Genomic DNA, 25,172 nt, shown 5'->3' with positions numbered 1-25,172 from the left:
AAAGAGAGAATGTTAAAAAATAGATTAAAATCACGTAAACCTAATTGACAATCAAATGACCATGTGATATATTCTAAGTACCTTAAGGAGGCGGTCAATATGATAGATGTACTGCCGGGAACCACGGTTGAGGCCGATCTGAGACGGCCTGATGCAGCGGACATGCTGCTCTCACCGCTGTTCCTCACGGGAGGTCTGATGCTTTCCCAGGTTTCCCAGCTGACGGGGCTGGAGCCTCATGTCATCCAGAACTGGGTGAAACGGGGGTTTGTGTCCCCGCCGGAGCGGAAAAAATACAGCCGCAGACAATTCTGCCGCATCTTGTTTATCAACATGCTGAAGGACGTACTTCAGCTGGAGAAAATCTGCCAACTTTTGTCCTACGTCAACGGCGCGCTGGCCGACGAGTCAGACGACCTGGTGGACGATTCCTATCTCTACACCTGTCTGGTCCGCCTGCTTGGGCGGCTGGAGGAGACGCCGATGCCGGAGGACGAGGAGCTGGTCCGCTGGTGCGACGAAGTGCTCTTTGACTATGGCGAGCCCCGTCCGGGCGCCCGGAGGAGGGTGAGCCGCACCCTGCGGGTTCTTCTCACGGCCTATGAGTCCGCCCGTCTCAAGCGGGAGGCGGAGGGGCTGATCCAGACGCTGGAGGAGCCCGGGGACTGAGCACCTGCGGCTTTTCAATAAATTTTTCCTACGGCGTCACATTTCCCGCATGAAAAGACATATTCAAAATGAAAGGAGGGGAGAGCTGTGGAGGCCTGGCTGGAATCACTGACCACGCTGCAGCGGGTGATGCTGTTCATCGCAGTCCCTGCCACACTGCTGCTTCTGATTCAGACGGTGATGCTGTTCATCGGAATGGGAGGCGGCGACGGGGACGCTGACAGCGGCGTCGATTTGGATGGAGACGGTATTCCGGACGCTGTTGACCTTGATCTGGACGGAGACGGAATTCCCGACGGAGCAGGGCTGTATTTGGACGGGGATGGAATCCCCGACGAGCCCGGCGGGCTCCACGAAGGAGTTCACGCCCACGGAGATGCCGGAGAAGGGGACAGCACCCACGGCGGGTTCTTCAGCGGTCTGCATATCTTTACTATCCGCGGATTCATCACATTTTTCACCCTGTTCGGCTGGAGTGGCCTGCTCTTCCTGACCTTGGGGATGCACTGGTTCCCGGCCCTGTTCCTGGCGGTACAGATTGGTATCATCGGCATGGTGGCCGTGGCGGTCATCCTCCGGGAGGCCCTCAGGCTCCAGTCCGACGGGACCCTGGACGTCCGCAATGCTCTGGGAGAGCGGGGAAGTGTCTACCTCACCGTTCCTGCCTGTGGGCAGGGGACCGGAAAGGTGAACGTGACCGTGCAGGAGCAGCTGCGGGAGTTTGAGGCAGTCACTGAGGACACGGAACCCATTCCCACCGGATCGGAAATTGTGGTTGTTGGGCTGACGGAGGACGGCACCCTTGTGGTATCTCCGTTTCTGCCCGGGAGAGAAGAAGTATAAATGAGAAACGAATAAAGAAGGAGAGAATTGTATGGATCAGATTATTACCCTCGTACTGATTTGCGTCGTAGCAGTCATCCTGTTTTCCCTGGTCCTGTTCCTCATCAAGCGGTACAAGAAATGCCCGTCCGATAAGGTCATGGTCATCTACGGTAAGGTAGGCAGCAACAAGGACGGCTCCACCCGCAGCGCAAAATGTATCCACGGCGGCGCGGCCTTTATCTGGCCCGTCATCCAGGCCTATGAGTTTCTGGACCTGACCCCCATGTCCATCTCTGTGGACCTGGAGAACGCCCTGTCACGTCAGAACATCCGCATCAACGTGCCTTCCCGCTTCACTGTGGGCATCTCCACCGAGCCGGGCGTCATGCAGAACGCCGCTGAGCGTCTGCTGGGCCTGCGGCTCCAGGAGATCCAGGAGCTGGCCAAGGACATTATCTTCGGTCAGCTGCGCCTGGTCATCGCCACCATGGACATTGAGGAGATCAACACCGACCGCGACAAGTTCCTGGAGGCCGTGTCCCGCAACGTGGAGGGCGAGCTGAAGAAGATCGGTCTGCGCCTCATCAACGTGAACGTGACCGACATCAGCGATGAGTCCGGCTATATCGACGCCCTCGGCAAAGAGGCCGCCGCCAAGGCCATCAACGACGCCAAGAAGAACGTGGCTGAGCGGGACCGCGACGGTTCCATCGGCGAGGCCAACGCCCACCGCGACCAGCGTATCCAGGTTGCCCAGGCCGACTCCGCCGCCATCCAGGGTGAGAACACCGCCAAGGTGGAAGTGGCCATGTCCAACGCCCAGCGCCGCGAGAAGGAGGCCGAGGCCACCCGTATCGCCACCGCCGCTGAGAAGATCGCCGCCGCCCAGGCTCTGGAGGAGGCCTACGCCGCTGAGCAGAAGGCCGAGGCTGCCCGTGCCGCCCGTGAGAAGGCCACTCAGGAAGCCGACATCATCGTCAAGACCGAGATTGACAAGCGCCGCAAGGAGCTGGAGGCCGAGGCTGAGGCCGAGCAGATTCGCCGCAAGGCCCAGGGCGAGGCTGACGCTATCCGCATGAAGATGGAGGCCGAGGCTGCCGGTAGCCAGGCCCTGCTGATGAAGCAGGCCGAAGGTCTGCGTGAGATTGTGGCTGCCGCCGGCGGCGATGCCGACGAGGCTGTCCGCCTCATGCTGGCCGACAAGATGGAGCAGCTCATGCGCATCCAGGTGGACGCCATCAAGAACGTGAAGATCGACAAGGTCACCGTCTGGGACGGCGGCCAGGGCCAGGACGGCAAGACCGGCACCGCCGGGTACATCTCCGGCCTGATGAAGTCCATCCCTCCCATGAGCGAGATGTTCGACATGGCCGGCATGAACCTGCCCAAGTTCCTGGGTGAGAAGAAGGAGGAGCCCGTGCCTCCTCAGCCCGCCTCCGAACCCACTCCCAAGCAGGAGCCCGAACAGAAGTAATCCATGATAAAAAGACCGGAGGTCTGCAAAACGCAGGCCTCCGGCTTTTTTATTCCTTATTCAGCAGATGTCGTCTCTCCCGGGCGGCGGATGCGGGACATGACGTACTCGTCTACATAGCCGCCGTTCTTTACCACCGCCATCCGGCGGCAGCCCTCCATCTCAAAGCCCATTTTCTCGTAGAGGTGGATGGCCCGGGGATTGTCGGCAAACACCTCCAGCTCCACCCGTACCAGCAGGAGCCAGTTGTCTGCCAGGTCCAGAATACGCTCCATCAGCGCCGTACCCACGCCCTGGTTCTGCCAGTCGGTGTGGACCATAATGCCTACGCTGCCCACGTGCCGGGTGCGGGGATTGGCACGGAGCATAATGCCCGCCAGGCCGATGATGGTGCCGTCCTCAGCCTCGGCCACAAACTGGTGGGCGTACTCGTCCAGGCTGTCGATAAAGGCGGCGGAGTCCTCTGTGCGGTGAGAGGGGAGCCCCATGGTATTTTCAAAGACACCGGGCATCCGCCGCAGGGCGGCTATACCGGCGGCATCCTCCGGTTCAAGGGGACGGATTGTGTAGGACATGGAATCGCCTCCGATCAATTTGTTTCAGTATAACAGCAGGCGGAGCATATGACAAGTCCCCGGCGATTTAGCCGGGGACTTGTATCCTTATGAGCTCAGTAGGCGGCTACGATGCCGCCGTCGTTGGCGTAGACTGTGCTGATACCGCCGGTCTCACAGATGATGACATCGTGGAACCGGCAGGACTTGAGGGCCTGCTCCTTGAGGTAGAAGGCACGCTCCAGGCAGTTGCAGTGGGTGATGCACAGGGTGCGGCCGGCGTGCTTCTCGTCGGACGCCATCATGGAGATCATCTTGCCCAGGGCCTGCTTCATGGAGAGGGCCTGACCCCGCTTGCAGATCTCGCCCTCGGGGGTGGAGCCCATGAGCAGCTTGATTTTCAGTGTGTCGGTTACGATGGACTGGAGCCGGGTGAGGCGGCCGTTCTTGCGCAGGTTGTCCAGGTTCTCCAGCACAAAGAGGGTCTGCATCTCGTTGATATAGCGGGAGGTGCGGCTGACCACGGTCTCAAAATCCTTGCCAGAGGAGGCCAGCTCCTGAATCTTCAGCGCGGTGAGCACCTCACCGGAGGAGGCGGAGCAGGAGTTGAAGATATGCACGCGGGCGTCGGGGTGCTCCTCCAGATACATGGCCCGAGCCTGGGCAGCGCTGTTGTGGGAGCCGGATAGCAGGGCGGAGAGGGTAACCACGTAGATGTCGTCCGCGCCGCACTCCATGGCGTCCAGATACTGAGCGGGGGAAGGGCAGGCGGAGGAGGGGGCCTTCTCGCTCTCCTTCATCCGCCACAGCAGGGCGGCCTGGTCAAAGGAGGCGTCGTCGGTCACCACGGTGTCCCCAACCCGGATGGTGAGGGGGACGCTGACAAAGCAACCGCTGCGGAGCATGGCGGGCGTCAGATCGCAGCAGCTGTCCACAATAATTTTAAAACTCATATCATCAATCTCCAGATGTAATATTGAAAATAAGATTGCTGTACGTGTTATTGTATCATGGGCGTCATGGAATGTAAAGGGAAAAAAGAAAGACAGGCAGAAAAATCACGTCAGCTGCTGCAATATGACACAAAGCAGCACAAACATGGATTTTTCTGCCTGCAAGGCCTCTTATACTTCTGTCCCGGATTCCGCCGCGGCTTCCTCCTGGGCGATCTCCCTGAGCAGCTTCTGGTCCTCCTTGGAGGAGAGGTCCAGCTTGGCGTACATATCGGGACGGCGGTCCCGGGTACGGATAATGGACTGCTTCCGCCGCCACTTGGCGATGTTCTTGTGGTCGCCGGAACGGAGGATGGGGGGGACCTTCCGTCCGTGCCACTCCTCAGGCCGGGAGTACTGGGGGTACTCCAGCATGCCGTTCCAGTGGCTCTCGTCCTCAAAGCACTCCGGGTCGGAGAGCACACCGGGTACCAGCCGGGCCACCGCGTCGGCAACCACCATGGCGGCCAGCTCGCCGCCGGTGAGCACAAAGTCGCCGATGGAGATCTCCTCGTCCACGCACTCCTCAATGAAGCGCTCGTCAATGCCCTCATAGTGGCCGCACACCAGAATCAGGTGGTCGTAGTCATCCCGCAGGCGCCTGGCGTCCGCCTCCCGGAAGGTCTTGCCGGCGGGGGACATGTAGATGGTGTGGCCAGGGCCGTAGGTATCGGTGATGTGCTTCCAGCACTGGTAGAGGGGGTCGGCCTGCATCACCGCGCCCCGACCGCCGCCGTAGGGGTAGTCGTCCACCTGCTTCTGCTTGTTGAGGGTGTAGTCCCGGATCTGGTGGGCCTCAATGCGGATAAAGTCCCGCTCCTGGGCCCGGCCCAAAATGGACTCGTTCATCACGTCGCCAACGGTCATATCAAAGAGGGTCATGATATCAATTCTATACATCGGTCTCCATCCCCTCGATGAGATGCACCCGGATATAGCCGCCCTCCACGTTGGTCTCCTTCAGGAACTCGTCCACAGCGGGAATGAGATAGGAGTGGGCACCGCCCTTCACCACATAGACCTCGTGGGCAGGGGGGGTGAGGATGTCCTTAATCTCGCCCAGCACTTCGCCGGTGTCGGCGTCCCGGACCTCCAGGCCCATCAGGTCGGCCAGGAAGTGGCGGCCGTCGGGCAGCTCCACGCCGGTGCGGTCGATAGACACCTTCTTGCCCTTGAGGCGCATGGCGGCGTTCACGTCGGACACACCCTCCAGGGTGGCCAGCACATTGCCCTTGTGGATCCGGGAAGAGCGGATACGGACCGGCTGGCCGTCGATGTAAAGCACATCGAACTGACAGAGAAACTCGGGGCTGTCGCACCAGGGGACGATCTTCACCTCGCCCTGGACGCCGTGGGTATTGACAATCTGTCCGGCTTCGAGAAATTTGTTTTTCATGTGAACCTCCGATTGCAGACGGCAGAGCGTCCGTATGAGGGAACAAAAAACGGCGGGTCAGCCCCGCCGTTTTTCAGTCTACAATTTCGACAGAGACCCTGGTCCCGTTCTTCTGGGCAACAGAGCGCATCAGCGTGCGGATCTCCTTGGCGATACGGCCCTGACGGCCGATGACCTTGCCCATATCCTCGGGAGCGACCCGGAGCTCCAGGACGGTCTCGTCCTCGCCCGCGTGCTCCGTGACGGACACCGCCTCGGGGTGGTCCACCAGGTTCTGGGCGATATAAGTGAGCAATTCCTTCATGCTGCCCTCCATTAGCAGGCTGTCGCTCAGATGGCGTTAGCCTTCTTCAGCAGAGCCTTCACGGTCTCGGTGGGCTGAGCGCCGGTCTTGATCCAAGCCTGGGCGCGGTCAGCGTCAACCTTGATCTCGGCGGGAGTCACCAGGGGATTGTAAGTGCCGATCTCCTCGATGAAGCGGCCGTCACGGGGATAACGGGAGTCAGCCACCACGATACGATAGAAAGGAGCCTTCTTGGCGCCCATCCGACGAAGTCTGATTTTAACCATTGTATCTTCACCTCCAAAATTATTTCACATCTATATGGAAGCGCCCCGGGGGACGCTAACCAACCACGTTAAAAGGGGAATCCGCCCTTTTTGCCGAACCCGCCGAAGCGGCCCTTCTTGGCCATCTTCCGCATCCGGCCGCCAGTCATCTGCTTGGTCATCTGCTGCATCAGCTCAAACTGCTTGAGCAGCCGGTTCACGTCCACCACCTGGGTGCCGCTGCCGGCGGCAATCCGCTTCTTGCGGCTGTTGTTGAGCAGGGAGGGGTTCTCCCGCTCCTCAGGAGTCATGGAGAGGATGATGGCCTCAGTGCGGCCCAGGGCGCGCTCATCCACGTTGGCACCTTCCAGCGCCTTGGCATTGACGCCGGGGAGCATCCCGGCGATGTCTGCCAGGGAGCCCATGTTCTTGACCTGGACCAGCTGGTCATAGAAGTCGGTGAGGGTGAGGCGGTTTTTCCTCATCTTCTGTTCCAGCTCCGCTGCTTTCTGCATGTCAAAGGACTGCTGGGCCTTCTCGATGAGGGAGAGCACGTCGCCCATGCCCAGAATACGGGAGGCCATGCGGTCGGGGTGGAACACCTCAATCTGATCCAGCTTCTCGCCGGTGCCGATGAACTTGATGGGCTTACCGGTGACGGCCTTGATGGAGAGGGCCGCGCCGCCGCGGGCGTCGCCGTCCAGCTTGGTGAGCATGACGCCGGTCAGGTCCAGGGTCTGGTCGAACACCTTAGCGGCGTTGACCGCGTCCTGACCAATCATGGCATCCACGATGAGGAGAATCTCAGTAGGGGAGACGGCCTCTTTCATGCGGGAGAGCTCAGCCATGAGCTCGTCGTCCACATGGAGCCGGCCGGCGGTATCCAGAAACACAATGTCGTTGCCGTGGGTTCTGGCGTGCTCGATGCCCGCCTTGGCAATCTCCACCGGGTCGCCCGGTCCCTGCTGGAACACGGGCACACCCAGCTGTCCGCCCACAACCTCCAGCTGCTGGATAGCGGCGGGACGGAAGGTGTCGCAGGCCACCAGAAGGGGACGCTTGCCGTTCTGCTTCTTCATATAGCCGGCCAGCTTGGCGCCGTTGGTGGTCTTACCGGCGCCGTTGAGGCCCACCAGCATCACTACCGTGGGCGGCTTGGGGGAGATGGTCAGCTTGGCGCTCTCGCCGCCCATCAGGGCGGTCAGCTCCTCGTTGACGATCTTGACAATCATCTGCGCGGGGGTGAGGCTCTCCAGCACGTCGGAACCCACAGCCCGCTCGGTGACCTTAGCCACAAAGTCCTTGACGACCTTGTAGTTGACGTCGGCCTCCAGCAGGGCCATGCGGATCTCCTTCATGGCCTCCTTCACGTCGGCCTCGGTGAGACGGCCCTTGCCCCGCAGGCGCTTAAATGCGTTGGAGAGCTTTTCGGTTAATCCTTCAAATGCCATGGGGTCACTCCTGCTTCATCTGAGCCACGGTGTCCTTGATCTGCCGACAGAGGGCCTCGATGGCGGGGTCTCCGCTGCCGCGCTGGTCGTTCATCTCCATGATGCCGTCGGCAAAACGGTCGATGTCGGAGAGCTGGGACTGCATCTTCTGGAAGCGGCGGATGATACCCGTCTTGTCCTCCAGCTCCTGCATGATGCCCTCAGCCCGGACGATGACGTCCCGGACGCCCTGGCGGGTGATGTCGTAGTTCTCGGCAATCTCGGCCAGAGAGAGGTCCTCATTATAGTAGAGGTCAAAGAATTCCTTCTGACGGTCGGTGAGCATATCACCATAGAAGTCGAACAGGAGCGCCATGCGGTAAGCCTGGTTTTTCATTCTTCAGCCTCCTTTCGGTTTCGTAAAGCGCATCAGCTTTACAACGTTGGTTATGATACAATATTTTGTGGTTTTTGTCAAGACGAAAATGGGGGATAACCGAGGGAAATTTTCCGTCAACCTGAACAGAGAGACGGTTGGTACTCCTTTTTCAGTCCATGGGGACAATCTTTTGGATTTGGGGGTGTCAAACAGGGGGATTCGATGTATAATAAAGGCTGTCAATTTTTCCATGGGTCTCTGACAAATCCGTCCAAAGGGGCGGGCAGCGGAGAGGCCAGAAAGGATGAGTGCGGATGACCCAAGTCACCCGAACAGAACTGATGCCCGGCGTGTATCTCACGGCGGTGCACACAATGAAATTCAAATCCTCCTATATGGGGATTCAGCTCCTCACGCCCCTGAGCGAGGAGCATGCCGCCGCCAATGCACTGGTCCCCATGGTGTTGCGGCAGGGTACCGAGCGCTGCCCGGACATGGAGCGGCTGTCCGCCGCGTTGGACGAGCTGTACGGCGGCTCGGTGGAGCCCATTGTCCGCAAGAAGGGCGAGACCCAGTGCGTGGGCTTTGTGGCCAGCTTCCTGGACGACGCGTACGTCCCCGACGGTACGCTCATTCTGGAGCAGGCGGCCGCTCTGCTGGGGGAGCTGCTGCTCACCCCCGCCAGAGAGAACGGCGGATTTGTCTCCGCCTATGTGGAGCGGGAGCGGGCCAACCTGGTGGACCGTATCCGAGCCCAGGTCAACGACAAGCGGCAGTACGCCGTGCTCCGGCTGGTGCAGTTGATGTGCCAGGGAGAGCCCTACGGCGTAGACCGGCTGGGCAGCGAGGCCAACGCCGCCGCCATCACCGGCGAGGCGCTGTGGGAACGCTATCAGGCGCTGCTGTCCGGCGCCCGGGTAGAGCTCTATTTCTCTGGCTCCGCCCCCTTTGAGCGGGTGGAGGCTGCCTTCCGCAGCGCCCTTGCCGGGCTGAAGGGCCGGACGGTTGCCCCCGTCTCTATCTGCCGGAATACGCTCAGCGGGGGAGAAGAGAAGCCCCGGAACTTTGAGGACGCGCTGGACGTGACCCAGGGCAAGCTGTCCATGGGCCTGCGCACTGATATTAAGGTGACGGACGAGGAGTACCCCGCTCTGATGCTCTTCAACGCCGTGTTCGGCGGCACCACCACCTCCAAGCTCTTCCTGAATGTAAGAGAGAAGCTGTCCCTGTGCTACTACGCCAGCTCTCAGCTGGAGAAGTTTAAGGGCCTGATGCTGGTGTCCTCCGGCGTGGAGTTCGACAAGCGGGAGGCCGCTCAGAGCGAGATTCTCGCCCAGCTGGAGAAGTGCCGCCGGGGCGAGATTGAGCCCTGGGAGCTGGAGGCTGCGCGGCGCAGCGGGGTGAACAGTCTGAAGAGCATGCTGGACAGCCAGGGCCGCATGGAGGACTTCTGGCTGGGTCTGGCTGTGGAACCCGGGGACGCGCCCGAGGACCTGGCCGCTAGGCTGGAGCAGGTCACCGTGGACCAGGTGGCCGCTGCCGCCCGCCGGGTGCGGCTGGACAGCATCTATTTCCTCAAGGGGAAGGAGGATCGCCAGTGAATCGCAAGGAATACCCCCGCATGGGGGAGACGGTCTTTTCCGCCCGGCTGGACAACGGACTGACCGTGTATGTGGACGTAAAGCCGGACTTTCAGAAGAGCTACGCCTTTTTTGCCACCGACTACGGCGGAATGGACATGAAGTTCCAGCTGGACGGCCAGTGGCATGACACCCCCGCCGGAGTGGCCCATTTCCTGGAGCACAAGACCTTTGACACCAAGGACGGCAACGCCCTCCAGGACCTGGCCGCCAACGGCGCCAGCCCCAATGCCTTCACCAGTTCGGCCATTACAGGCTACTACTTTGAGAGCACCGAGAAGTTCTATGAGAACCTGAGGATTCTCCTCTCCTTTGTCTCCCAGCCCTACTACACCCAGGAGAGCGTGGACAAGGAGCAGGGCATCATCGGTCAGGAGATCCGGATGATTGAGGATGACCCGGAGAACCAGGTGTACTACGCCATGCTGGAGGGGCTGTATGTCAACCACCCCATCCGCACCTCGGTGGCCGGGACCATTGAGTCCATCTCCCACATCACCGCCGACACTCTAAATCTGTGCCACAGCGCCTTCTATAACCCTGGCAACATGGTGCTCTGTGTGGCGGGCAACGTGGACCCGGAGAAGGTGCTGGAGATGGCCCGGGAGATTCTGCCCAAGGAGGGCAAGGGCTCCATTCCCAGGGACTATGGTCCTGCTGAGCCCGCAGCCGCGGCTAAGAGCCGGACGGAGCTGAAGATGGAGGTGTCCACCCCCATCTTCCAGCTGGGCTGGAAGATGGAGCCGGCGCCCAAAGGGGAGGAGCAGTTCCGGCAGAAGCTGATTGCTGAGCTTGCCTGCGAGGCTCTGCTGGGCAACTCCAGCCCGCTGTATGTCCGTCTGTACCGGGATGGACTCATCAACAGCAGCTTCTCCTACGGCTTTGACGGCTATCCTTCCTGTGCCTACGCTGTGGCCGGCGGCGAGAGCACCGACCCGGACGCTGTGGCCGCCGCCATTGCCGACGAGGCGGCCCGGATTGGAAGCGAGGGTGTGGACGCCGCCCTCTTTGCCAGGTTGAAGAAGGGCCTGTACGGCGCCAGGGTGCGCAGCCTCAACTCCTTTGAGAATATCTGTGTGGGTATGGCCCAGGCCTATTTCACAGGCTACGACATGCTCCGGTTCCCCGAGGTCTTTGAGGGCATCAGTCAGGCGGACGTGGAGGAGTGCATCCGCACCTGCTTTACGCCGGAGCGGGCGGCACTGGCCGTGGTGCAGCCGGGGGAGGGACAGGCATGACCAACACCGTCTTTTTCCCCGGCCTGGGGCTGGAGTTCACCCTGAACCGGGTGGCGGCTGCTCCATTCGGATTCAATATCTACTGGTACGCCGTCATCATTGTCTCAGGCGCCATTCTGGCCTGGTTCTACTGCAGCCGCAAGGGTCCCAAGCTGGGCATCAGTGACGACGACCTGACCGACCTTCTCATCTTTGCCGTGCCCCTTGCCCTGGTAGGGGCGCGGCTGTACTACATTCTGTTCTACCTGGACCTGTTCAAAAACGAGGACGGCAGCCTGAACTTTGGCAAGATGCTGGACGTGCGGGACGGCGGACTGGCCATCTACGGCGGCGTCATCGCGGCAGTGATTGTGCTGTTCTTTGTCTGCCGGTACAAGAAGATTCCCTTCCTGGCCTTTGCCGACCTGGGCGGCATGGGCCTGCTCATCGGCCAGTGTATCGGCCGGTGGGGCAATTTCGTCAACGTGGAGGCTTACGGTGGCCTGACCGAGCTGCCCTGGCGGATGTGCTCGGAGAAGATCGCAAACGAGCTGTACGCCAAGGGGCTGGTGGATGCCTCCGGATGGCAGCAGGTGGTGGATGGTACCCTGGGCGTCCATCCCACCTTCTTCTATGAGTCGGCCTGGAACCTGGTGGGCTTCCTGCTTATTGTGTTCATCTCCCGGAACTGGCGCAAGTTCGACGGCCAGCTCTTCTTTACCTACCTGGCCTGGTACGGTGTGGGCCGCGGCATCATCGAGGGCATGCGCACCGACAGCCTCTACTTTATGAATACCCCCATCCGGGTGTCCCAGGTGCTGGGCTTTGCCTCCGCGCTGGCGGCAATCATCCTGTGGGTGTGGTTCTACCTGCACCGGCCTGCGCCGGATCAGCTGTGGGTGCACCGCCGGGCCGCTCTGGAGGCAGCTAAAGCAGCCAACGAGAAAAAGGAGGACGAGGACAATGGCAGCGACCATCATTGACGGAAAGGCCCTGGCGGCCAAGTGCAAGGCCAGAATCAAGGAAGAGGTGGAGCGCCTCTCCAAACGGCCCGGTCTGGCCGTCATCATCGTGGGGGACAATCCCGCCTCCCGCATCTACGTCAACCACAAGAAGAAGGACTGTGCCGAGTGCGGCATTTACAGCGAGGAGTACGCTCTTCCCGAGTGCGCCCGGCAGGAGGAGCTGCTGGAGCTCATCGACCTGCTCAACGGCAGGGAGGACATCGACGGCATTCTGGTCCAGCTGCCTCTGCCTGCCCAGTTTGACGAGAAGGCGGTGCTCAACGCCATTGACCCCGGCAAGGACGTGGACTGCTTCCACCCCTACAATGTGGGCCAGCTGATGATTGGGGAGCACACCTTCCTGCCCTGCACTCCGGCCGGCGTGATGGCCATGCTGGACGAGTACGGCATTGACCCCGCCGGGAAGCACGCGGTGGTGGTGGGCCGCTCCAACATCGTGGGCAAGCCTCAGGCTATGCTGCTGCTCCAGCGCCACGCCACGGTGACTATCTGCCACTCCCGTACCCCCAACCTGGCTGAAATCACCCGCCAGGCCGACATCCTGGTGGCGGCAGTGGGGAAGACCGGCCTCATCACCGCCGACATGGTGAAGGAGGGGGCCGCCGTCATCGACGTGGCCATGAACCGGAACGAGGAAGGCAAGCTCTGCGGCGACGTGGACTTCGAGGCCGTAAAGGAGAAGGCCTCCTTTATCACCCCGGTGCCCGGCGGCGTGGGACCCATGACCCGGGTCATGCTGCTGGAGAATACCCTCACCGCGGCGAAGGTCCACGGGAAATAAGAAAAAGAGCCTGGAGCACATTTTTTGTGCTCCAGGCTCTTTTCATAACAGGAAAGAAGGGTGCAAAAAGGCCCCTGCGCTTAAGCGCAGGGGCCTTTTCTCAGTTCAGAGAGAATCACACGGCGCGGGTGACCTTACCCGAACGGAGGCATCTGGTGCACACATAGACGTGCTTGGGCGCACCGTCCACGATCGCCTTAACACGCTTCACGTTGGGCTTCCAGGGACGGTTGGTGCGGCGGTGAGAGTGGGACACCTGAATGCCGAACACAACGCCCTTGTCGCAAAATTCACACTTGGCCATTCGCTAAACCTCCTCGCTCGTCAGGTTTTGCTTACAAAGCATCGACTGATATAATAACAGAAACTGTGGGAAAATGCAAGCATTTTTTCAAAGAAAGATAAACTGGACAAAAAACAGGGCAAACTATGGGGAAAGAGGGAAGAATGGCCGTATTTTCGTCCGTACATATGGAGAACAAAAAGTTGAAGATTTAATCCAGTCCTGCCGCAGCCACCAGATCGGCCATGGAATAGAGGCCGGGCTTCTCCACACAGGCCAGGAAACGGGCTGCCTTGACCGCACCGGCGGCAAAGACCTCCCGGGACTGGGCGGAGTGGTGCAGCTCAATGACCTCGTCCCGTCCGGCGAAAATGATCTCGTGGTCGCCCACGATGGTGCCGCCCCGGACGGAGGAGATTCCAATCTCGTGGGAGTCTCTGGGCTTGCGGACGGACTGCCGCTCATAGACGTACTGGGGCTGGTAGGGGAGGGCGGAGGCGGCGGCATCGGCGATCATCAGGGCGGTGCCGCTGGGGGCGTCCACCTTCCGGTGGTGGTGCCGCTCCACAATCTCCACGTCATAGTCGCTGCCCAGGATGGAGGCCGCACGGCGCACCAGCTCCAGCAGCACATTGATGCCCAGGGACATGTTCCCGGAGCGGAAAATGGGCACCAGCTTAGCCGCCTCATCAATGGCGGTCAGCTGCTCCTGGGAGTAGCCGGTAGTGGCCAGGACCAGGGGGACCTTGCGGGTGGTGCCGAAGTCCAGCAGGCCCTGGAGGGCGGCAGGGCTGGAGAAGTCGATGACCGCGTCCACCTCGCCCTCAAACTCGGCAGGGGAGGTGCATACCTTGAAGTCCCGGTCGCTGTTGCCCAGGATATCAAAGCCCACGGCGATTTCAATGTCCGGCGCGGAGCGGCAGATGTCCTCCACCACCCGGCCCATGTGGCCGTTGCAGCCGGAAATGCCAATTCGGAGCATAATTCAACGTCCCTTTCCGGATAAAATCAGAGCAGACCCATCCGCTGCATGGAGGCCCGCAGGGTCTCCAGGTGGGCGGGGGAGATGTCGCACAGGGGCAGGCGGAGCCCGCCGGCCTTCATGCCCATCAGGTCCATGGCGGCCTTGATGGGGATGGGGTTGACCTCAATGAAGAGGGCGTCGATGAGGTCCATGTACTCCACCTGGAGCTTGGAGGCTGCGGCAAAGTCGTTGTCCAGGCACAGGTGGCTCATCTCCACCATGGTCTTGGGGACGATGTTGGCGGCCACCGAGATGACGCCCTTGGCGCCCAGGCTCATCATGGGCACCACCTGATCGTCGTTGCCGGACCAGATGTAGAAGTCATCCCCGCAGAGGAAGCGGGTGTGGGCCAGCAGGGAGAAGTTGCCGCTGGCCTCCTTGACGCCGTTGAACCGGGGGTTCTCGGAGAGAATCTTGTAGGTCTCGGCGGCGAAGGAAACGCCGGTACGGGAGGGCACATTGTAGAGGATGATGGGCAGCTCCACCCGGTCGGCGATATACTCGTAGTGCTTGATAAGACCGGTCTGGGAGCACTTGTTGTAGTAGGGCGTCACCAGCAGCAGGGCGTCGGCGCCGGAATCCTGGGCGTGCTGGCACAGGTACACGGCGGCGGTGGTGTCATTGCTGCCGGCGCCGGCGATGACCTTGACCCGGTGGTTGACGTGCTTGACGCAGAACTCCACGGCGGCAATGTGCTCCCGGATGCTCATGGTGGAGCTCTCACCGGTGGTGCCGCAGACGCACAGGGCGTCGATGCCGCTGGCAATCTGGGCGTCAATCTGGGCGGCAAAGGCGTCGTAGTTGATGGCGCCGCTGTCGTCAAAAGGGGTAACCAGCGCGGTGCAGGCGCCGGTAAAGACGGGCTCTCTCATAGATGTGACCTCCTCAAAGTCGGGATGGGTAAGAAATCAGGCGCGGGGCTCGATGTAGCCCTCGGCGCACAGCAGCTCGGCCAGCAGCACGCCGCCGCCGGCAGCGCCCCGGAGGGTGTTGTGGGACAGGCAGACGAACTTGTAGTCGTACTGGGTGTCGGGACGGAGACGGCCCACAGAGATGGCCATGCCGCCCTCCAGCTCCCGGTCCAGCTTGGCCTGGGGACGGTCGGGCTCCTCAAAGTAGTGGATGAACTGCTTGGGGGCGGTGGGCAGGTCCAGCTCCTGGGCGCGGCCCTTGTAGGACGCCCACAGAGCCTTGATCTCCTCCTCGGTGGGCTTGTGCTCAAAGTCCACGAATACGGCGGCGGTGTGGCCGTTGGACACGGGCACACGCAGGCACTGGGAGGTGATGGCGGGGGAGTCGGCGGTGACGATGACGCCGTTTTCCAGCTTGCCCCACACCTTCAGGGGCTCCTTCTCGCTCTTCTCCTCCTCGCCGCCGATGTAGGGGATCAGGTTATCCACCATCTCGGGCCAGGTCTTGAAGGTCTTGCCCGCGCCGGAGATAGCCTGATAGGTGCAGGCCAGCACCCGCTTGAGGCCGAAGGCCTCCTTCAGGGGGTGCAGGGCGGGGACGTAGCTCTGGATGGAGCAGTTGGATTTGACGGCGATAAAGCCGCGGGTGGTGCCCAGACGGCGGCGCTGGGCCTCGATGACCCGGATGTGGTCGGCGTTGATCTCAGGCACCACCATGGGCACGTCGGGGGTCCAGCGGTTGGCGGAGTTGTTGGACACGACGGGACACTCGTGGCGGGCGTAGTTCTCCTCCAGGGCCAGAATCTCGTCCTTCTTCATGTCCACCGCGCAGAAGACAAAGTCCACCATGGCGGCGATTTTGTCCACGTCCTCCTGGGCGTTCATGACGACCAGCTTTTTGGCCTCCTCGGGCATGGGAGTGTCCATGGCCCAGCGGTCGCCGATGGCCTCCTCATAGGTCTTGCCGGCGCTGCGGCCGCTGGCCGCCACAACGGTGAGATTGAACCAGGGGTGATGCTCCATCAGGGTGACAAAACGCTGGCCCACCATACCGGTGGCGCCGATGACGCCTACTTTGTACTGCTTCATGTTCAGGACCTCCATCGCTCTCTTTTAACTTTATGCTATTCCGGCTCCGGCCGATTTAAGACCAGATTCGGTAGGGAAAACAAAATGAGTCGCTGTCACTTTGAAAATATCTCAGAATAAAAAAAGAAATCAGCGGGTTTACATACCGGCTGATTTTGTACTATAATGTCAGAGACGGTCACCGTCCCCGGCACTACAAAAGCAGACAGCACTCCGCCGGAGGACCGGCGACAGTCGCAGGGCTGATGTGCCCGGCGCCCAGGAAAGACGGTTCCGTACCCGCATTTCCTTCGGCGGTTTTCCCTTTGACGCGGGTCACCGGGCCAACGGAGCCCTCACCGCGCTACTTTTGAAAACCGCAACCTCTATCTTGCAGTGATTCAGTTGATTTTTGAAAATAGTATCACAACCGCTTTGCCCTGTCAATACAGGGAATGGCGGCTATCCCAGATATTTGGAGTTTCCTATGAAAAAAACGCTGATGAAATTTGCCACGCTGGCTCTTGCAGCCGCGCTGACCCTTCCCGCCCTTCCCTCAGCTGCCCAGGCGGCCAGCATCCCTATGAGCGCCAGCATCCGCATCGGGCTGACCTACGGCACTGACGCTGTTCCAGGCGCCAACCTGCTCAACAGTACTGGCAGCGGCTATCGGCTGGGCTACTATGATGACAGCCTCAACTTTGTCCAGCTGGGCTACACCACAGAGACCGGTATCTCCATTGTCAAGACCCAGAACGTGTGGTACGGACCGCTCTCCACCGGCCTGAGCGGCTATACGGACACCCAGACCTCTTCCATCGCCGTGGGCTGCTACCACATCCAACTGCCCGGCACCTACACCACCTTTGAAGAGGCCTCCGCCGCCGCTGCGACCGTGTCCGGCGGATTCCCCGCCTGGACCAACGGGACCTATACCGTGCGGATGGGGTCGTACCTTACCTCAGAGGAGGCCAACACAGCCCTGACCGCATTGGGCGTCTCTGGTGCCACGGTCACCGGAACCAGCAGCTACGGCGTGTCTGTGGTCAAGACGGGCACAAGCACCATTCTCTTTCAGTTTGACGGCGGCTCGTCCCTGTCTCTGGGCGTGATGCCCGGACTGGACAACTCGGTCAAGACCCTGACCTGGTACGCCAAGCGGAAGTACTACGGCGGGTTCCGCTACCAGCGCATCAACGGCGGCAACCTGACGGTGGTCAATGTGGTGGATCGTGAGGACTACATCAACTGCGTCATCTCCCAGGAGATGAGCCCCTCCTGGCCGGTGGAGGCACTGAAGGCCCAGGCGGTCACCGCCCGGAGCTACGCCGCCTCCTGCACAGGACGCCACACCTCCAGCGGTTTTGACCTGTGCGCCACCACCCACTGCCAGGCCTATCCCGGCGCAGGCTCTGTCAACGACAATACATACCGGGCAGCCCAGGAGACGTCGGGCCAGTACGTATGGTACAACGGCTCCATTGCGGAGACCTATTATTTCTCCTCGGACGGCGGCGCTACGGAGAGCGCCAAGAACGTCTGGGGCGGCGACCTGCCCTACTTAGTTGGTGTCACGGACCCCTGGGAGGCCACGGTGGCCAGCAAAATTTCCGGCTACAACTGGAGCTACACTTTTACCGCCGATGAGCTGGCCGCCAAGTTGCGGGCCTCCGGCCGTAATTGCGGTACGCTGGCCAGCGTGCGGGTGTCAGAATACACGGCCACGGGAAATGTAAGGGCATTGACCTTTACGGATACAAAGGGCAGTAGCTGGACCATCACCGGCTGCGACAACTGCCGGATCTTCCTGGGGGTGAAGTCGCCCCGGTTCACCGTCACTGGCGGAAGCGGCGGGAGCTACTACGTCAACGAGGACGGCGGAACACTGTCCTCTGTCTCGGGGGCCTACGCCATTGACGGCAGCGGCAATGTGTCCGCCATCAGCGGTACGCCCTATGTCATCACCGGCAGCGGCACAGAGGTGCTGACCTCCTCCGGCTCCACAGGCGGCAGTTTCACCTTCACCGGAACCGGCTACGGCCACAACGTGGGCATGAGCCAGTGGGGTGCCTACGCCATGGCCCAGGCAGGGAAGACCTATGTGGACATTCTGAAGTTCTACTACACCGGCGTGGAAATCCGATAAGGAAACCGGCGTGTTATTTTCAATCTGAAAGCAGGGAACAACAAGAGCATGGAACTGAAAACATCTGATTTTTACTACGACCTTCCCCAGGAGCTGATTGCCCAGACGCCGCTGGACCGGCGGGACGGCTCCCGGCTGATGGTGCTCAACAAGGAGACGGGGGAGACCTCCCACCACCACTTCTATGAGCTGCCCAACTTCCTCCGTCCCGGCGACTGCCTGGTGCTCAACGACTCCCGGGTGCTGCCCGCTCGTCTGCTGGGCCACCGGGAGCCCACGGGCGGCGCGGTGGAGGTACTGTTGCTTATCGACCGGGGCAACAAGGTCTGGGAGTGCCTGGTGCGGCCCGGACGGAAGGTGAAGCCGGGAACCAAGCTCTCCTTCGGCGACGGCCTGCTGACCGCCGACGTGCTGGAGGAGGTGGAAGGCGGAAACCGGCTGATTGAATTCCACTACGAGGGAATTTTCCTTGAAATTCTGGAGCAGCTGGGCAAGATGCCTCTGCCGCCCTACATCAAGGAGGAGCTCAACGACCCGGAGCGGTACCAGACCGTGTACTCCCGAGAGGTTGGCTCCGCCGCCGCCCCCACCGCCGGCCTCCACTTCACCAAGGAGCTGCTGGCGCAGATTGAGGCCATGGGCGTGCGCCTGGCCTATGTGACCCTCCATGTTGGCCTGGGCACCTTCCGGCCTGTAAAGGAAGAGAACATTACAGACCATGAGATGCACGCCGAGTACTGCATGATCTCCCAGAAGACGGCGGACATCATCAACGAGACCAGGGCCAACGGCGGCCGGGTCATCTGTGTGGGCACCACCTCCTGCCGGACCATTGAGAGCTGGGCCGCCGAGGACGGCACCCTGAAGGAGAGCGCCGGCTGGACCAGCATCTACATCTACCCCGGCTACCGCTTCAAGGTGTTGGATTGCCTCATCACCAACTTCCACCTGCCCGAGTCCACCCTGGTGATGCTGGTCTCCGCCCTGGCCGGCCGTGAGAACATCCTGAACGCCTATGCGGAGGCGGTGCGGGAGAAGTATCGGTTCTTCTCCTTCGGCGACGCCATGTTTATCTGTTAAAACGCAACAACGGCCCTGCCGCAAGTTCTGCGGCAGGGCCGTTTTATGCTGTGGGGCGTTCAGGGGGTGTTGATGACCACGGAGGTGCCGTCCCAGTCGACAGCGAAGCCCAGAGCCTCGCCCAGGTCCCGGAGCTTGAAGTAGGTGTATCCCGCGCCGGAGGCGTCGGTGATGGTGATGGCGTGGAGGTCAGTCTTGACGCCATTCACCAGGACGGAGGCCTGGTTCTCCGTGTAGCTCTGGTCGCCGGAGAAGGGGGTGGACATCTCGGAGCCGTTGGGAGTGGTGTAGGCCGCGTTGGTGGTGATGGTGATGGCTCCGGCGGCGCCGTCCCAGCCCACGTTGAACTGGGCGGCAGTACCGTTGAGCACGTGGGCCACGTCCCGCAGCTTGAGATAGTTGGTGCCGTTGCCGTTGGCGTCCTTGAGCATGTAGGCGTCAAAGTCCACGGCCTGGCCGTTCACCAGGATGGGGCGGGGGGTGGCGTAGGCGGTGTTGACAGCGGGCTGTTCAGGCGTCTCGGGCACGGATGCACCGTCAGGCGCAATGACAGCGTAACGGGCCTTCTCACCATCGGCAGTCTGGTAGACGAGATAATCTCCGTCCTTCACACCGGTCAGAGGCAGTCGGTCGCCGTCATTGGGGCCGCCGGTGATGGTGAGGGGAGACTGGAACGTGAGGGAGGAGTCGCTGCCGCTGAGATGGAAGTCCACGGCGCTCCGTTTATTTCCCTGGAGGATGAGGGAGCCGGTGCCCGTGATGGTGATGTGTTCTCCGTTGCTCAATGTGGACAGGCCCAGCTGCTCGGCCTTGTTGACGCTGCCGTCCGCCAGGCACAGCGTCCAGTTGTCGGAATTTCCGGAATAGACGGAGAAATAGACGTTTTTGCAGTCAAGTCCGTTCAGAGTGAGGGTCTGGGTGGCGCTGTCGTAGCTCCAGCCGTCGCCGCTGGCGCTCTCGTCCACATAGCAGCCCACGAGGGTCCCGTCCCGGTAGAGGATTTCGATGTCGTAGAGGCTGCCACCTGCCAGGGCGGGGACGGACAGGCTCAGGCAGAGCGCCAGAGCCAGGAGGAGGGACAGGAAGGTCTTTCTTTGCTTCATGTGCGGGTTCATCCTTTCTTGTATGCCGGTTTCCGGCTGTGTGGCGTTCCCGGGTCCGGCATACAGGCCATTCTTGAAAACAGCGGAGAATCCACCTATAATGAATAGCGATGTATCACAGGACGGAGGAACGCCGGTATGGTCAGTGTAGTGTTGGAGAAGGACGGTTTCAAGGTGTTGCGCACAAACGTCGGTCTTCCTGTAAAAATTAGCATGCCGCACCCCACGGAGAGGCTGAACCGTCCATGACCACCATACAGACATACGCCCTGAACGCACTGCTGGGCATTCCCCAGACCGCGATACAGATTTGGGTGTTTCTCCGTCTATTCTATGTGCGGCGGCCGGTCTGCTATGGAGTTACCTACACACTGGCCCTGCTGGGAATCCAGCTTGTGTACGGAGCGGCGGAGACGGTGTGGGCGGGCGCTTATCTCAGCTCCTCCCGTATTGCGGTGACGCTGGCCGCTGTGGTTGTCATCCCCTGTTGTTTCAGCATGGAGGGGAAGGGCAAGACCATTCTCTTCGGTATTGCCCAATTGCCCAGATGGCGCTGCTGCTGCTTGCGGACCTGATATACAGCAGATCGCTGACTGTGCTACTTGGAGAGAATATTCTCAATGAGCTGCTCCTTCATCCGGTGCTCCTCACCGCCATCAAGCTGCTCTACGCCCTATTCGTCCTGCTGCTGAACTTCGGGTTTTGCAGCATCTGGAGCAGGCTGGTCAGCCACGGAGAGGTGGGGTGGGACGCACCGTTTCTGCTGTTCATTCTGGGGCGGTGCGTGTCCATCATCATGCTGGACTATTTCATCTGGACGCTGACCCCTGAGATGCCGCTGACACTCTCTCTGCTCTGTCTGCTGGTGGTTGTGCTTCTGGTGTCGGGCGTGGTGCTGCTCCGCCTGTTTGCCCAGGCGAAGGAGTATTACCGTGCCCAGGAGCGTCAGCGGATGCTGGAGCGTCAGCTGGACCTGCGGCGTACCCGGAAGAGTGAGCTGGAGGCCAACGCCAGACAGATCAGCCAGTTGGGTGACCAGCTCCGAAGCCAGCTGGAGGCAGCGCGGCAGTCCCTCATTGAGAGAGACCTTCCCCGTGCCGGCGGCGCGTTGGACCGTGCGTCCAAACAGCTGAAGGCGGTGCAGGGCACCTACTGCGCACATCCGGTCATAGACGCCGTGATGGCCGACAAGGCCAGACGATGTGAAGCGGAGCATATCCGGCTGGAGTTGGCCCTGGACCTGCCGCCGGAGTTGCCGCAGGACGGTCCGGCGCTGTGCAGTCTGTTCGGAAATCTGCTGGACAACGCGGTGGAGGCCTGCCTCCGCCTGCCTGAAGGCGAGCGGGTTATCCGCTGCCGGGCCGGCTGTCGGGGCGGCTATCTGGTGGTGGAGGAGGAAAATCCTCTTCCTCCACCGTTGGACGAGGCCGCCAAGCGGAGCCGTGTCAGGGCAGGCCGTGGCCTCGGGCTGGAGATTCTGTCCGGCATTGCCCGGCGGTATGGGGGAGAAGTGGAGACACAGCAGCGAGACGGCCGCTTTCAGGTCACTGTCTGGCTGGGGCTGGACGCTCCGCCGGAGGGAGAGGGGGAGAACCATGGATAATCTCTGTCCGCTGGCGGTGTTTCTCCTGTTCTTCATCCCCAGCGCCTGCTTTTACCGCTTCTGCAAAAAGAGCGTGCTTCCCCGGTGGCGGTACGCCCTCGTTTTGCTCCCGGGCAGCCAGGGCGCTGTGCTGGCGGTCATTCTGTCCGTTATACAGTCCTTCCCGCAGGAGGGCAGCGGCGCCCGCTGGCTGTTTTCTCTCCTGCTGCCGGTTCAGATGCTGGCGGACGTACTGCTGCTCCGGCTTCTTGGCCGCCTGGAGGACGGCTACCAGAGCCGCAGCCGCAAGGCTGAGCTGGAGCATCAGCTGGCACTGCTGGACGCCTACTACGCCGGCCTTCTGGAGCGGGAACAGGCTGTCCGCCGGATGCGGCACGATATCAACAACCATCTGCAGACCATTGCGTGTCTGCTGGAGCGGGGCGACGCGGCGGCAGCCAGTGCACATCTGGACCGCATGGACGCCCTGCTGGCGGCATCCGGGAAGCCGCCGGAACACCCTGCCGGGAGGTGAAAGACCATGTGGAATGTGCTGATTTGTGACGACCAGCGGGAGCAGTGCGGACGGCTGGCGGAGCTGCCCGGGGAGGACCCGGAGCTGCGTGTTTCCTGCTGTACCTCAACGCGGGAGCTGGAGGAGATTTGTGCTCCCCGGCGGCCTGACATCCTTCTGATGGATATCTGCCTGGGGGAGGAGAGCGGGATTGAGCTGGTCAAGCGCCTGGTGCCTGAGACAGCAGGCATTCAGGTTATATATGTGACGGGGTATGTGGAGTACTGCACCAAGGTCTACGAGACGGAGCACATCAGCTTTCTGCTCAAGCCGGTGGACAGGGTGGAGCTGCTTCAGGCCGTAACCCGGGCGAAGGAACGGCTGGTACGCCGCCGCACAGAGGGGCTGACGCTCCAGACCAAGAGCGCGGTCTACTTTCTGCCCTTTGCCGAAATCCGGTATCTGGAGAGCCAGGGACGGCAGGTGCGCTGCGTAACCGACCACGGCACCTGTGAGAGCTATGCCAGGCTGAGCGAGCTGGAAGGCCAGCTGAACGACCGCTTTTTCCAGTGTCATAAGAGCTTTGTGGTGAACATGGACCGGGTCACCGCCTTTGCGTCTACCTGCTTCACGCTCAGCACCGGGGAGCGGATTCCGGTCAGCACACGCCAGAGGGCGGAGGCCAGACTGCGTTTTCTCCAGTCACTGAAGGAGGGCTTCCCTGATGGAAGCCGAAGCGGAACCTAGCGCTTGGCGGCAGCCCATCCAATATGCTGTGTTATCTCTGCGCCTCTTGCCAAGCGGAGACGGTTTTGCTATGATAATGTCCGATGAACAGACCGCGGGGCGGTTGTTTGACTAGACTGAATGTAAAAGGAGTTTTTGCGTGTTTGAAGTAGTCAAGACTGAGGGCAGAGCCCGGCGTGGCGTGTTTACCTGCGCCCACGGAACGGTACAGACCCCTGTTTTTATGAACGTCGGCACCCAGGGCGCCATCAAGGGCGCGGTGTCGGCCCACGACCTGAAGGATGTTGGCTGCCAGATTGAGCTGTCCAACACTTATCACCTCCATCTCCGTCCCGGTGACGGCGTTGTAAAGGAGATGGGCGGCCTCCACAAGTTTATGGACTGGAGCGGCCCCATTCTCACCGACTCCGGCGGGTTCCAGGTGTTCTCCCTGTCCGGCCTGCGGAAGATCACCGAGGAGGGCGTCACCTTCGCCTCCCACATCGACGGACGCCGGGTCTTTATGGGCCCGGAGGAGAGCATGCGCATCCAGTCCAACCTGGGCAGCGACATCGCCATGGCCTTTGATGAATGCGTGGCCAACCCCTCCACCAGGGAGTATGTCAAGCCCTCCTGCGAGCGGACCCTCCGCTGGCTGGCCCGGTGCAAGGAGGAGCACGACCGGCTCAACAGCCTGCCCGACACGGTCAACCCTCACCAGATGCTCTTCGGCATCAACCAGGGCGGCATTTACCCCGACCTGCGGGTGTGGCACATGAAGGAGACTGCCAAAATCGACTGCGACGGCTACGCCATCGGCGGTCTGGCGGTAGGGGAGCCCACCCAGACCATGTACGACATCATTGACGCCGTGGAGCCCCACATGCCCAAGGACAAGCCCCGGTATCTGATGGGCGTGGGCACGCCCTCCAACATCATTGAGGCGGTTGCCCGGGGCGTGGACTTCTTCGACTGCGTCATGCCCGCCCGCAACGCCCGCCACGGGAAGCTGTACACCTGGGAGGGCACGCTGAACATCAAGAACGAGAAGTACAAGACAGACCCCACCCCCATCGACCCCACCTGCACCTGTCCGGCCTGCCAGTCCTTCTCACGTGCCTACCTGCGCCACCTGTTTGCGGCAGGGGAGATGCTGGCCATGCGTCTGGCGGTGCTCCATAATCTCCACTTCTACAATGAGCTGATGGTCCGCATTCGTGCCGCACTGGATGAGGGTACCTTTGAGGAATTCCGTCGGACATACAGCGGAAAGTTGGACGCTCCCATCGGAAATTCTTAAAGAGGACTTGCCAAGCGGAGTGAATGCCGCTATAATGTATAAAGTTGCCACAGGGCATAAGAGCAGAAATACTGTGTTTGGAGGAATTGACCTTGGATATCGTTTCCATCGTAATGATCGTCGCAATGCTGGCCATCTTCTACTTCCTGCTGATCCGGCCGGAGAACAAGAAGAAAAAGGCCATGGCCGAGATGCGCAACAGCCTGGCGGTGGGTGACCTGATCACCACCATCGGCGGCATTGTGGGCACCATCTGCGCCGTGAAGGAGGACACCATCGTCATTGAGACCGGTGCCGACCGGGTGCGCATCGAGTTCACCAAGTGGGCTGTGTCCACCAAGGGTACTCAGACCTCTGAGGATGCCGCTCCTGCCAAGGACGAGAAGGAAAAGAAGTAATTCCCAGCTGTCAGAACAGCCGACCGCATCTGCGGCCGGCTGTTTTTCATGTCCGGTACGGATGAAAGTGAAAAAGCAGACATGCCGGGCGATAGCGCGGCATATG

28 protein-coding genes and 1 riboswitch are annotated in these 25,172 nt (G+C 61.0%); of the genes, 15 read left to right on the top strand and 13 right to left on the bottom strand.

Annotated elements, in window-relative coordinates; genetic code table 11:
- The first annotated feature begins 99 nt into the window (after nucleotides 1–99).
- The 3 genes from ACOX7T_RS00890 to ACOX7T_RS00880 all read left to right on the top strand — a co-directional run bounded on the left by ACOX7T_RS00890 (nucleotide 100) and on the right by ACOX7T_RS00880 (nucleotide 2,968).
- Nucleotides 100–669 carry a DUF1836 domain-containing protein gene (locus ACOX7T_RS00890; RefSeq protein ID WP_433438937.1) on the top strand — a complete coding sequence of 190 codons (570 nt, stop codon included), beginning with the start codon at nucleotides 100–102 and terminating at the stop codon, nucleotides 667–669.
- Between the two features lie 87 nt (nucleotides 670–756).
- Nucleotides 757–1,512, top strand: a complete 756-nt coding sequence (locus ACOX7T_RS00885) for a hypothetical protein (protein WP_433438935.1) — start codon at nucleotides 757–759, stop codon at nucleotides 1,510–1,512.
- 31 nt (nucleotides 1,513–1,543) lie between these two features.
- Entirely contained in the window at nucleotides 1,544–2,968 is a 1,425-nt protein-coding gene (locus tag ACOX7T_RS00880; protein WP_433438933.1) for a flotillin family protein, read from the top strand.
- 56 nt (nucleotides 2,969–3,024) lie between these two features.
- Here the strand turns inward: ACOX7T_RS00880 and ACOX7T_RS00875 are convergent, their stop codons facing one another.
- From ACOX7T_RS00875 to ylxM, 8 genes are all read right to left on the bottom strand, one after another.
- Nucleotides 3,025–3,543, bottom strand: a complete 519-nt coding sequence (locus ACOX7T_RS00875; protein ID WP_433438931.1) for a GNAT family N-acetyltransferase — start codon at nucleotides 3,541–3,543, stop codon at nucleotides 3,025–3,027.
- A 95-nt stretch (nucleotides 3,544–3,638) separates the two neighbouring features.
- Nucleotides 3,639–4,475 carry a DegV family protein gene (locus ACOX7T_RS00870; RefSeq protein ID WP_006572631.1) on the bottom strand — a complete coding sequence of 279 codons (837 nt, stop codon included), beginning with the start codon at nucleotides 4,473–4,475 and terminating at the stop codon, nucleotides 3,639–3,641.
- Between the two features lie 171 nt (nucleotides 4,476–4,646).
- Nucleotides 4,647–5,414 (bottom strand): tRNA (guanosine(37)-N1)-methyltransferase TrmD, encoded by a 768-nt coding sequence (gene trmD, locus ACOX7T_RS00865; protein WP_433438928.1) that lies wholly within the window; start codon nucleotides 5,412–5,414, stop codon nucleotides 4,647–4,649.
- Complete coding sequence (rimM, locus tag ACOX7T_RS00860; protein WP_433438926.1) at nucleotides 5,407–5,910, bottom strand: ribosome maturation factor RimM; 504 nt, start codon at nucleotides 5,908–5,910, stop codon at nucleotides 5,407–5,409. The genes trmD and rimM overlap by 8 nt, the downstream gene beginning before the upstream one ends.
- Nucleotides 5,911–5,983: 73 nt before the next feature.
- A complete protein-coding gene (locus ACOX7T_RS00855; RefSeq protein WP_040646823.1) occupies nucleotides 5,984–6,214 on the bottom strand; it encodes a KH domain-containing protein in 231 nt (76 codons plus the stop codon).
- Between the two features lie 26 nt (nucleotides 6,215–6,240).
- On the bottom strand, nucleotides 6,241–6,480 hold the full coding sequence (rpsP, locus tag ACOX7T_RS00850) for a 30S ribosomal protein S16 (RefSeq protein ID WP_040646762.1): 240 nt from the start codon (nucleotides 6,478–6,480) through the stop codon (nucleotides 6,241–6,243).
- A 68-nt stretch (nucleotides 6,481–6,548) separates the two neighbouring features.
- A complete protein-coding gene (gene ffh / locus ACOX7T_RS00845) occupies nucleotides 6,549–7,910 on the bottom strand; it encodes a signal recognition particle protein (RefSeq protein WP_433438924.1) in 1,362 nt (453 codons plus the stop codon).
- 4 nt (nucleotides 7,911–7,914) lie between these two features.
- Nucleotides 7,915–8,286, bottom strand: a complete 372-nt coding sequence (gene ylxM / locus ACOX7T_RS00840) for a YlxM family DNA-binding protein (RefSeq protein ID WP_006572625.1) — start codon at nucleotides 8,284–8,286, stop codon at nucleotides 7,915–7,917.
- Nucleotides 8,287–8,582: 296 nt separating this feature from the next.
- Here ylxM and yfmF point away from each other — a divergent pair, with 296 nt between their 5' ends.
- Genes yfmF through folD form a run of 4 tightly spaced genes read left to right on the top strand, consistent with a single transcriptional unit; the run spans nucleotide 8,583 to nucleotide 12,931 of the window.
- A complete protein-coding gene (yfmF, locus tag ACOX7T_RS00835; protein ID WP_433438921.1) occupies nucleotides 8,583–9,869 on the top strand; it encodes an EF-P 5-aminopentanol modification-associated protein YfmF in 1,287 nt (428 codons plus the stop codon).
- Nucleotides 9,866–11,146 (top strand): EF-P 5-aminopentanol modification-associated protein YfmH, encoded by a 1,281-nt coding sequence (gene yfmH, locus ACOX7T_RS00830; RefSeq protein WP_433438919.1) that lies wholly within the window; start codon nucleotides 9,866–9,868, stop codon nucleotides 11,144–11,146. The genes yfmF and yfmH overlap by 4 nt, the downstream gene beginning before the upstream one ends.
- Nucleotides 11,143–12,108, top strand: a complete 966-nt coding sequence (gene lgt / locus ACOX7T_RS00825) for a prolipoprotein diacylglyceryl transferase (RefSeq protein ID WP_433438917.1) — start codon at nucleotides 11,143–11,145, stop codon at nucleotides 12,106–12,108. The genes yfmH and lgt overlap by 4 nt, the downstream gene beginning before the upstream one ends.
- Nucleotides 12,089–12,931, top strand: coding sequence for a bifunctional methylenetetrahydrofolate dehydrogenase/methenyltetrahydrofolate cyclohydrolase FolD (folD, locus tag ACOX7T_RS00820; protein ID WP_433438915.1), 843 nt, complete (start codon nucleotides 12,089–12,091; stop codon nucleotides 12,929–12,931). The genes lgt and folD overlap by 20 nt, the downstream gene beginning before the upstream one ends.
- Before the next feature lie 115 nt (nucleotides 12,932–13,046).
- On the opposite strand, the gene rpmB is transcribed toward folD, so the two are convergent.
- The 4 genes from rpmB to asd form a co-directional block, all read right to left on the bottom strand.
- Nucleotides 13,047–13,235 (bottom strand): 50S ribosomal protein L28, encoded by a 189-nt coding sequence (gene rpmB / locus ACOX7T_RS00815; protein WP_006572618.1) that lies wholly within the window; start codon nucleotides 13,233–13,235, stop codon nucleotides 13,047–13,049.
- 190 nt (nucleotides 13,236–13,425) lie between these two features.
- Complete coding sequence (dapB, locus tag ACOX7T_RS00810; RefSeq protein WP_433438913.1) at nucleotides 13,426–14,196, bottom strand: 4-hydroxy-tetrahydrodipicolinate reductase; 771 nt, start codon at nucleotides 14,194–14,196, stop codon at nucleotides 13,426–13,428.
- Nucleotides 14,197–14,222: 26 nt separating this feature from the next.
- A complete protein-coding gene (gene dapA / locus ACOX7T_RS00805) occupies nucleotides 14,223–15,110 on the bottom strand; it encodes a 4-hydroxy-tetrahydrodipicolinate synthase (RefSeq protein ID WP_006572616.1) in 888 nt (295 codons plus the stop codon).
- A gap of 36 nt (nucleotides 15,111–15,146) precedes the next feature.
- Nucleotides 15,147–16,238: an aspartate-semialdehyde dehydrogenase gene (gene asd, locus ACOX7T_RS00800; RefSeq protein WP_433438911.1), complete on the bottom strand. Its 1,092-nt coding sequence runs from the start codon at nucleotides 16,236–16,238 to the stop codon at nucleotides 15,147–15,149.
- 198 nt (nucleotides 16,239–16,436) lie between these two features.
- Nucleotides 16,437–16,614: riboswitch (Lysine riboswitch) on the bottom strand.
- 90 nt (nucleotides 16,615–16,704) lie between these two features.
- On the opposite strand from asd, the gene ACOX7T_RS00795 reads away from it, so the two are divergent.
- Nucleotides 16,705–18,363 carry a SpoIID/LytB domain-containing protein gene (locus tag ACOX7T_RS00795; protein ID WP_433438909.1) on the top strand — a complete coding sequence of 553 codons (1,659 nt, stop codon included), beginning with the start codon at nucleotides 16,705–16,707 and terminating at the stop codon, nucleotides 18,361–18,363.
- 54 nt (nucleotides 18,364–18,417) lie between these two features.
- Nucleotides 18,418–19,443 (top strand): tRNA preQ1(34) S-adenosylmethionine ribosyltransferase-isomerase QueA, encoded by a 1,026-nt coding sequence (gene queA, locus ACOX7T_RS00790; protein WP_433439569.1) that lies wholly within the window; start codon nucleotides 18,418–18,420, stop codon nucleotides 19,441–19,443.
- Nucleotides 19,444–19,502: 59 nt separating this feature from the next.
- Here the strand turns inward: queA and ACOX7T_RS00785 are convergent, their stop codons facing one another.
- Nucleotides 19,503–20,546 (bottom strand): hypothetical protein, encoded by a 1,044-nt coding sequence (locus ACOX7T_RS00785; RefSeq protein WP_433438907.1) that lies wholly within the window; start codon nucleotides 20,544–20,546, stop codon nucleotides 19,503–19,505.
- Nucleotides 20,547–20,791: 245 nt separating this feature from the next.
- Between ACOX7T_RS00785 and ACOX7T_RS00780 the strand changes: the two genes are divergently transcribed.
- The 6 genes from ACOX7T_RS00780 (at nucleotide 20,792) to yajC (ending at nucleotide 25,066) form a co-directional block, all read left to right on the top strand.
- A complete protein-coding gene (locus ACOX7T_RS00780) occupies nucleotides 20,792–21,121 on the top strand; it encodes a hypothetical protein (protein ID WP_433438905.1) in 330 nt (109 codons plus the stop codon).
- Nucleotides 21,122–21,141: 20 nt separating this feature from the next.
- Nucleotides 21,142–22,149: a GHKL domain-containing protein gene (locus ACOX7T_RS00775; protein ID WP_433438904.1), complete on the top strand. Its 1,008-nt coding sequence runs from the start codon at nucleotides 21,142–21,144 to the stop codon at nucleotides 22,147–22,149.
- The gene (locus ACOX7T_RS00770; RefSeq protein WP_433438902.1) at nucleotides 22,142–22,663 is read left to right on the top strand and encodes a hypothetical protein; all 522 of its coding nucleotides are present in this window, start codon (nucleotides 22,142–22,144) and stop codon (nucleotides 22,661–22,663) included. The genes ACOX7T_RS00775 and ACOX7T_RS00770 overlap by 8 nt, the downstream gene beginning before the upstream one ends.
- 6 nt (nucleotides 22,664–22,669) lie before the next feature.
- Nucleotides 22,670–23,389 (top strand): LytR/AlgR family response regulator transcription factor, encoded by a 720-nt coding sequence (locus tag ACOX7T_RS00765; RefSeq protein ID WP_433438900.1) that lies wholly within the window; start codon nucleotides 22,670–22,672, stop codon nucleotides 23,387–23,389.
- Nucleotides 23,390–23,528: 139 nt separating this feature from the next.
- Nucleotides 23,529–24,668 carry a tRNA guanosine(34) transglycosylase Tgt gene (gene tgt, locus ACOX7T_RS00760; RefSeq protein ID WP_433438898.1) on the top strand — a complete coding sequence of 380 codons (1,140 nt, stop codon included), beginning with the start codon at nucleotides 23,529–23,531 and terminating at the stop codon, nucleotides 24,666–24,668.
- Between the two features lie 92 nt (nucleotides 24,669–24,760).
- Nucleotides 24,761–25,066, top strand: coding sequence for a preprotein translocase subunit YajC (yajC, locus tag ACOX7T_RS00755; RefSeq protein ID WP_433438896.1), 306 nt, complete (start codon nucleotides 24,761–24,763; stop codon nucleotides 25,064–25,066).
- Nucleotides 25,067–25,172 lie beyond the last annotated feature (106 nt).

It is taken from the genome of Pseudoflavonifractor sp. (assembly GCF_050943825.1).
GTDB lineage: Bacteria > Bacillota > Clostridia > Oscillospirales > Oscillospiraceae > Pseudoflavonifractor.
The sequence above is the reverse complement of the archived record's forward strand: the minus strand, read 5'-3'. Positions and strand labels throughout refer to the sequence as shown.

Bases quoted from the DNA above. Each gene is read 5' to 3' on its own strand.
- ffh (WP_433438924.1), bottom strand. From the start codon at position 7,910: ATGGCATTTGAAGGATTAACCGAAAAGCTCTCCAACGCATTTAAGCGC.
- yfmF (WP_433438921.1), top strand. From the start codon at position 8,583: ATGACCCAAGTCACCCGAACAGAACTGATGCCCGGCGTGTATCTCACG.
- ACOX7T_RS00855 (WP_040646823.1), bottom strand. From the start codon at position 6,214: ATGAAGGAATTGCTCACTTATATCGCCCAGAACCTGGTGGACCACCCC.
- ACOX7T_RS00770 (WP_433438902.1), top strand. From the start codon at position 22,142: ATGGATAATCTCTGTCCGCTGGCGGTGTTTCTCCTGTTCTTCATCCCC.
- dapB (WP_433438913.1), bottom strand. From the start codon at position 14,196: ATGCTCCGAATTGGCATTTCCGGCTGCAACGGCCACATGGGCCGGGTG.
- trmD (WP_433438928.1), bottom strand. From the start codon at position 5,414: ATGTATAGAATTGATATCATGACCCTCTTTGATATGACCGTTGGCGAC.
- ACOX7T_RS00890 (WP_433438937.1), top strand. From the start codon at position 100: ATGATAGATGTACTGCCGGGAACCACGGTTGAGGCCGATCTGAGACGG.
- rimM (WP_433438926.1), bottom strand. From the start codon at position 5,910: ATGAAAAACAAATTTCTCGAAGCCGGACAGATTGTCAATACCCACGGC.
- folD (WP_433438915.1), top strand. From the start codon at position 12,089: ATGGCAGCGACCATCATTGACGGAAAGGCCCTGGCGGCCAAGTGCAAG.
- ylxM (WP_006572625.1), bottom strand. From the start codon at position 8,286: ATGAAAAACCAGGCTTACCGCATGGCGCTCCTGTTCGACTTCTATGGT.
- ACOX7T_RS00870 (WP_006572631.1), bottom strand. From the start codon at position 4,475: ATGAGTTTTAAAATTATTGTGGACAGCTGCTGCGATCTGACGCCCGCC.
- ACOX7T_RS00880 (WP_433438933.1), top strand. From the start codon at position 1,544: ATGGATCAGATTATTACCCTCGTACTGATTTGCGTCGTAGCAGTCATC.
- asd (WP_433438911.1), bottom strand. From the start codon at position 16,238: ATGAAGCAGTACAAAGTAGGCGTCATCGGCGCCACCGGTATGGTGGGC.
- dapA (WP_006572616.1), bottom strand. From the start codon at position 15,110: ATGAGAGAGCCCGTCTTTACCGGCGCCTGCACCGCGCTGGTTACCCCT.
- lgt (WP_433438917.1), top strand. From the start codon at position 11,143: ATGACCAACACCGTCTTTTTCCCCGGCCTGGGGCTGGAGTTCACCCTG.
- rpmB (WP_006572618.1), bottom strand. From the start codon at position 13,235: ATGGCCAAGTGTGAATTTTGCGACAAGGGCGTTGTGTTCGGCATTCAG.
- ACOX7T_RS00765 (WP_433438900.1), top strand. From the start codon at position 22,670: ATGTGGAATGTGCTGATTTGTGACGACCAGCGGGAGCAGTGCGGACGG.
- ACOX7T_RS00780 (WP_433438905.1), top strand. From the start codon at position 20,792: ATGACCACCATACAGACATACGCCCTGAACGCACTGCTGGGCATTCCC.
- ACOX7T_RS00795 (WP_433438909.1), top strand. From the start codon at position 16,705: ATGAAAAAAACGCTGATGAAATTTGCCACGCTGGCTCTTGCAGCCGCG.
- ACOX7T_RS00785 (WP_433438907.1), bottom strand. From the start codon at position 20,546: ATGAAGCAAAGAAAGACCTTCCTGTCCCTCCTCCTGGCTCTGGCGCTC.
- ACOX7T_RS00875 (WP_433438931.1), bottom strand. From the start codon at position 3,543: ATGTCCTACACAATCCGTCCCCTTGAACCGGAGGATGCCGCCGGTATA.
- rpsP (WP_040646762.1), bottom strand. From the start codon at position 6,480: ATGGTTAAAATCAGACTTCGTCGGATGGGCGCCAAGAAGGCTCCTTTC.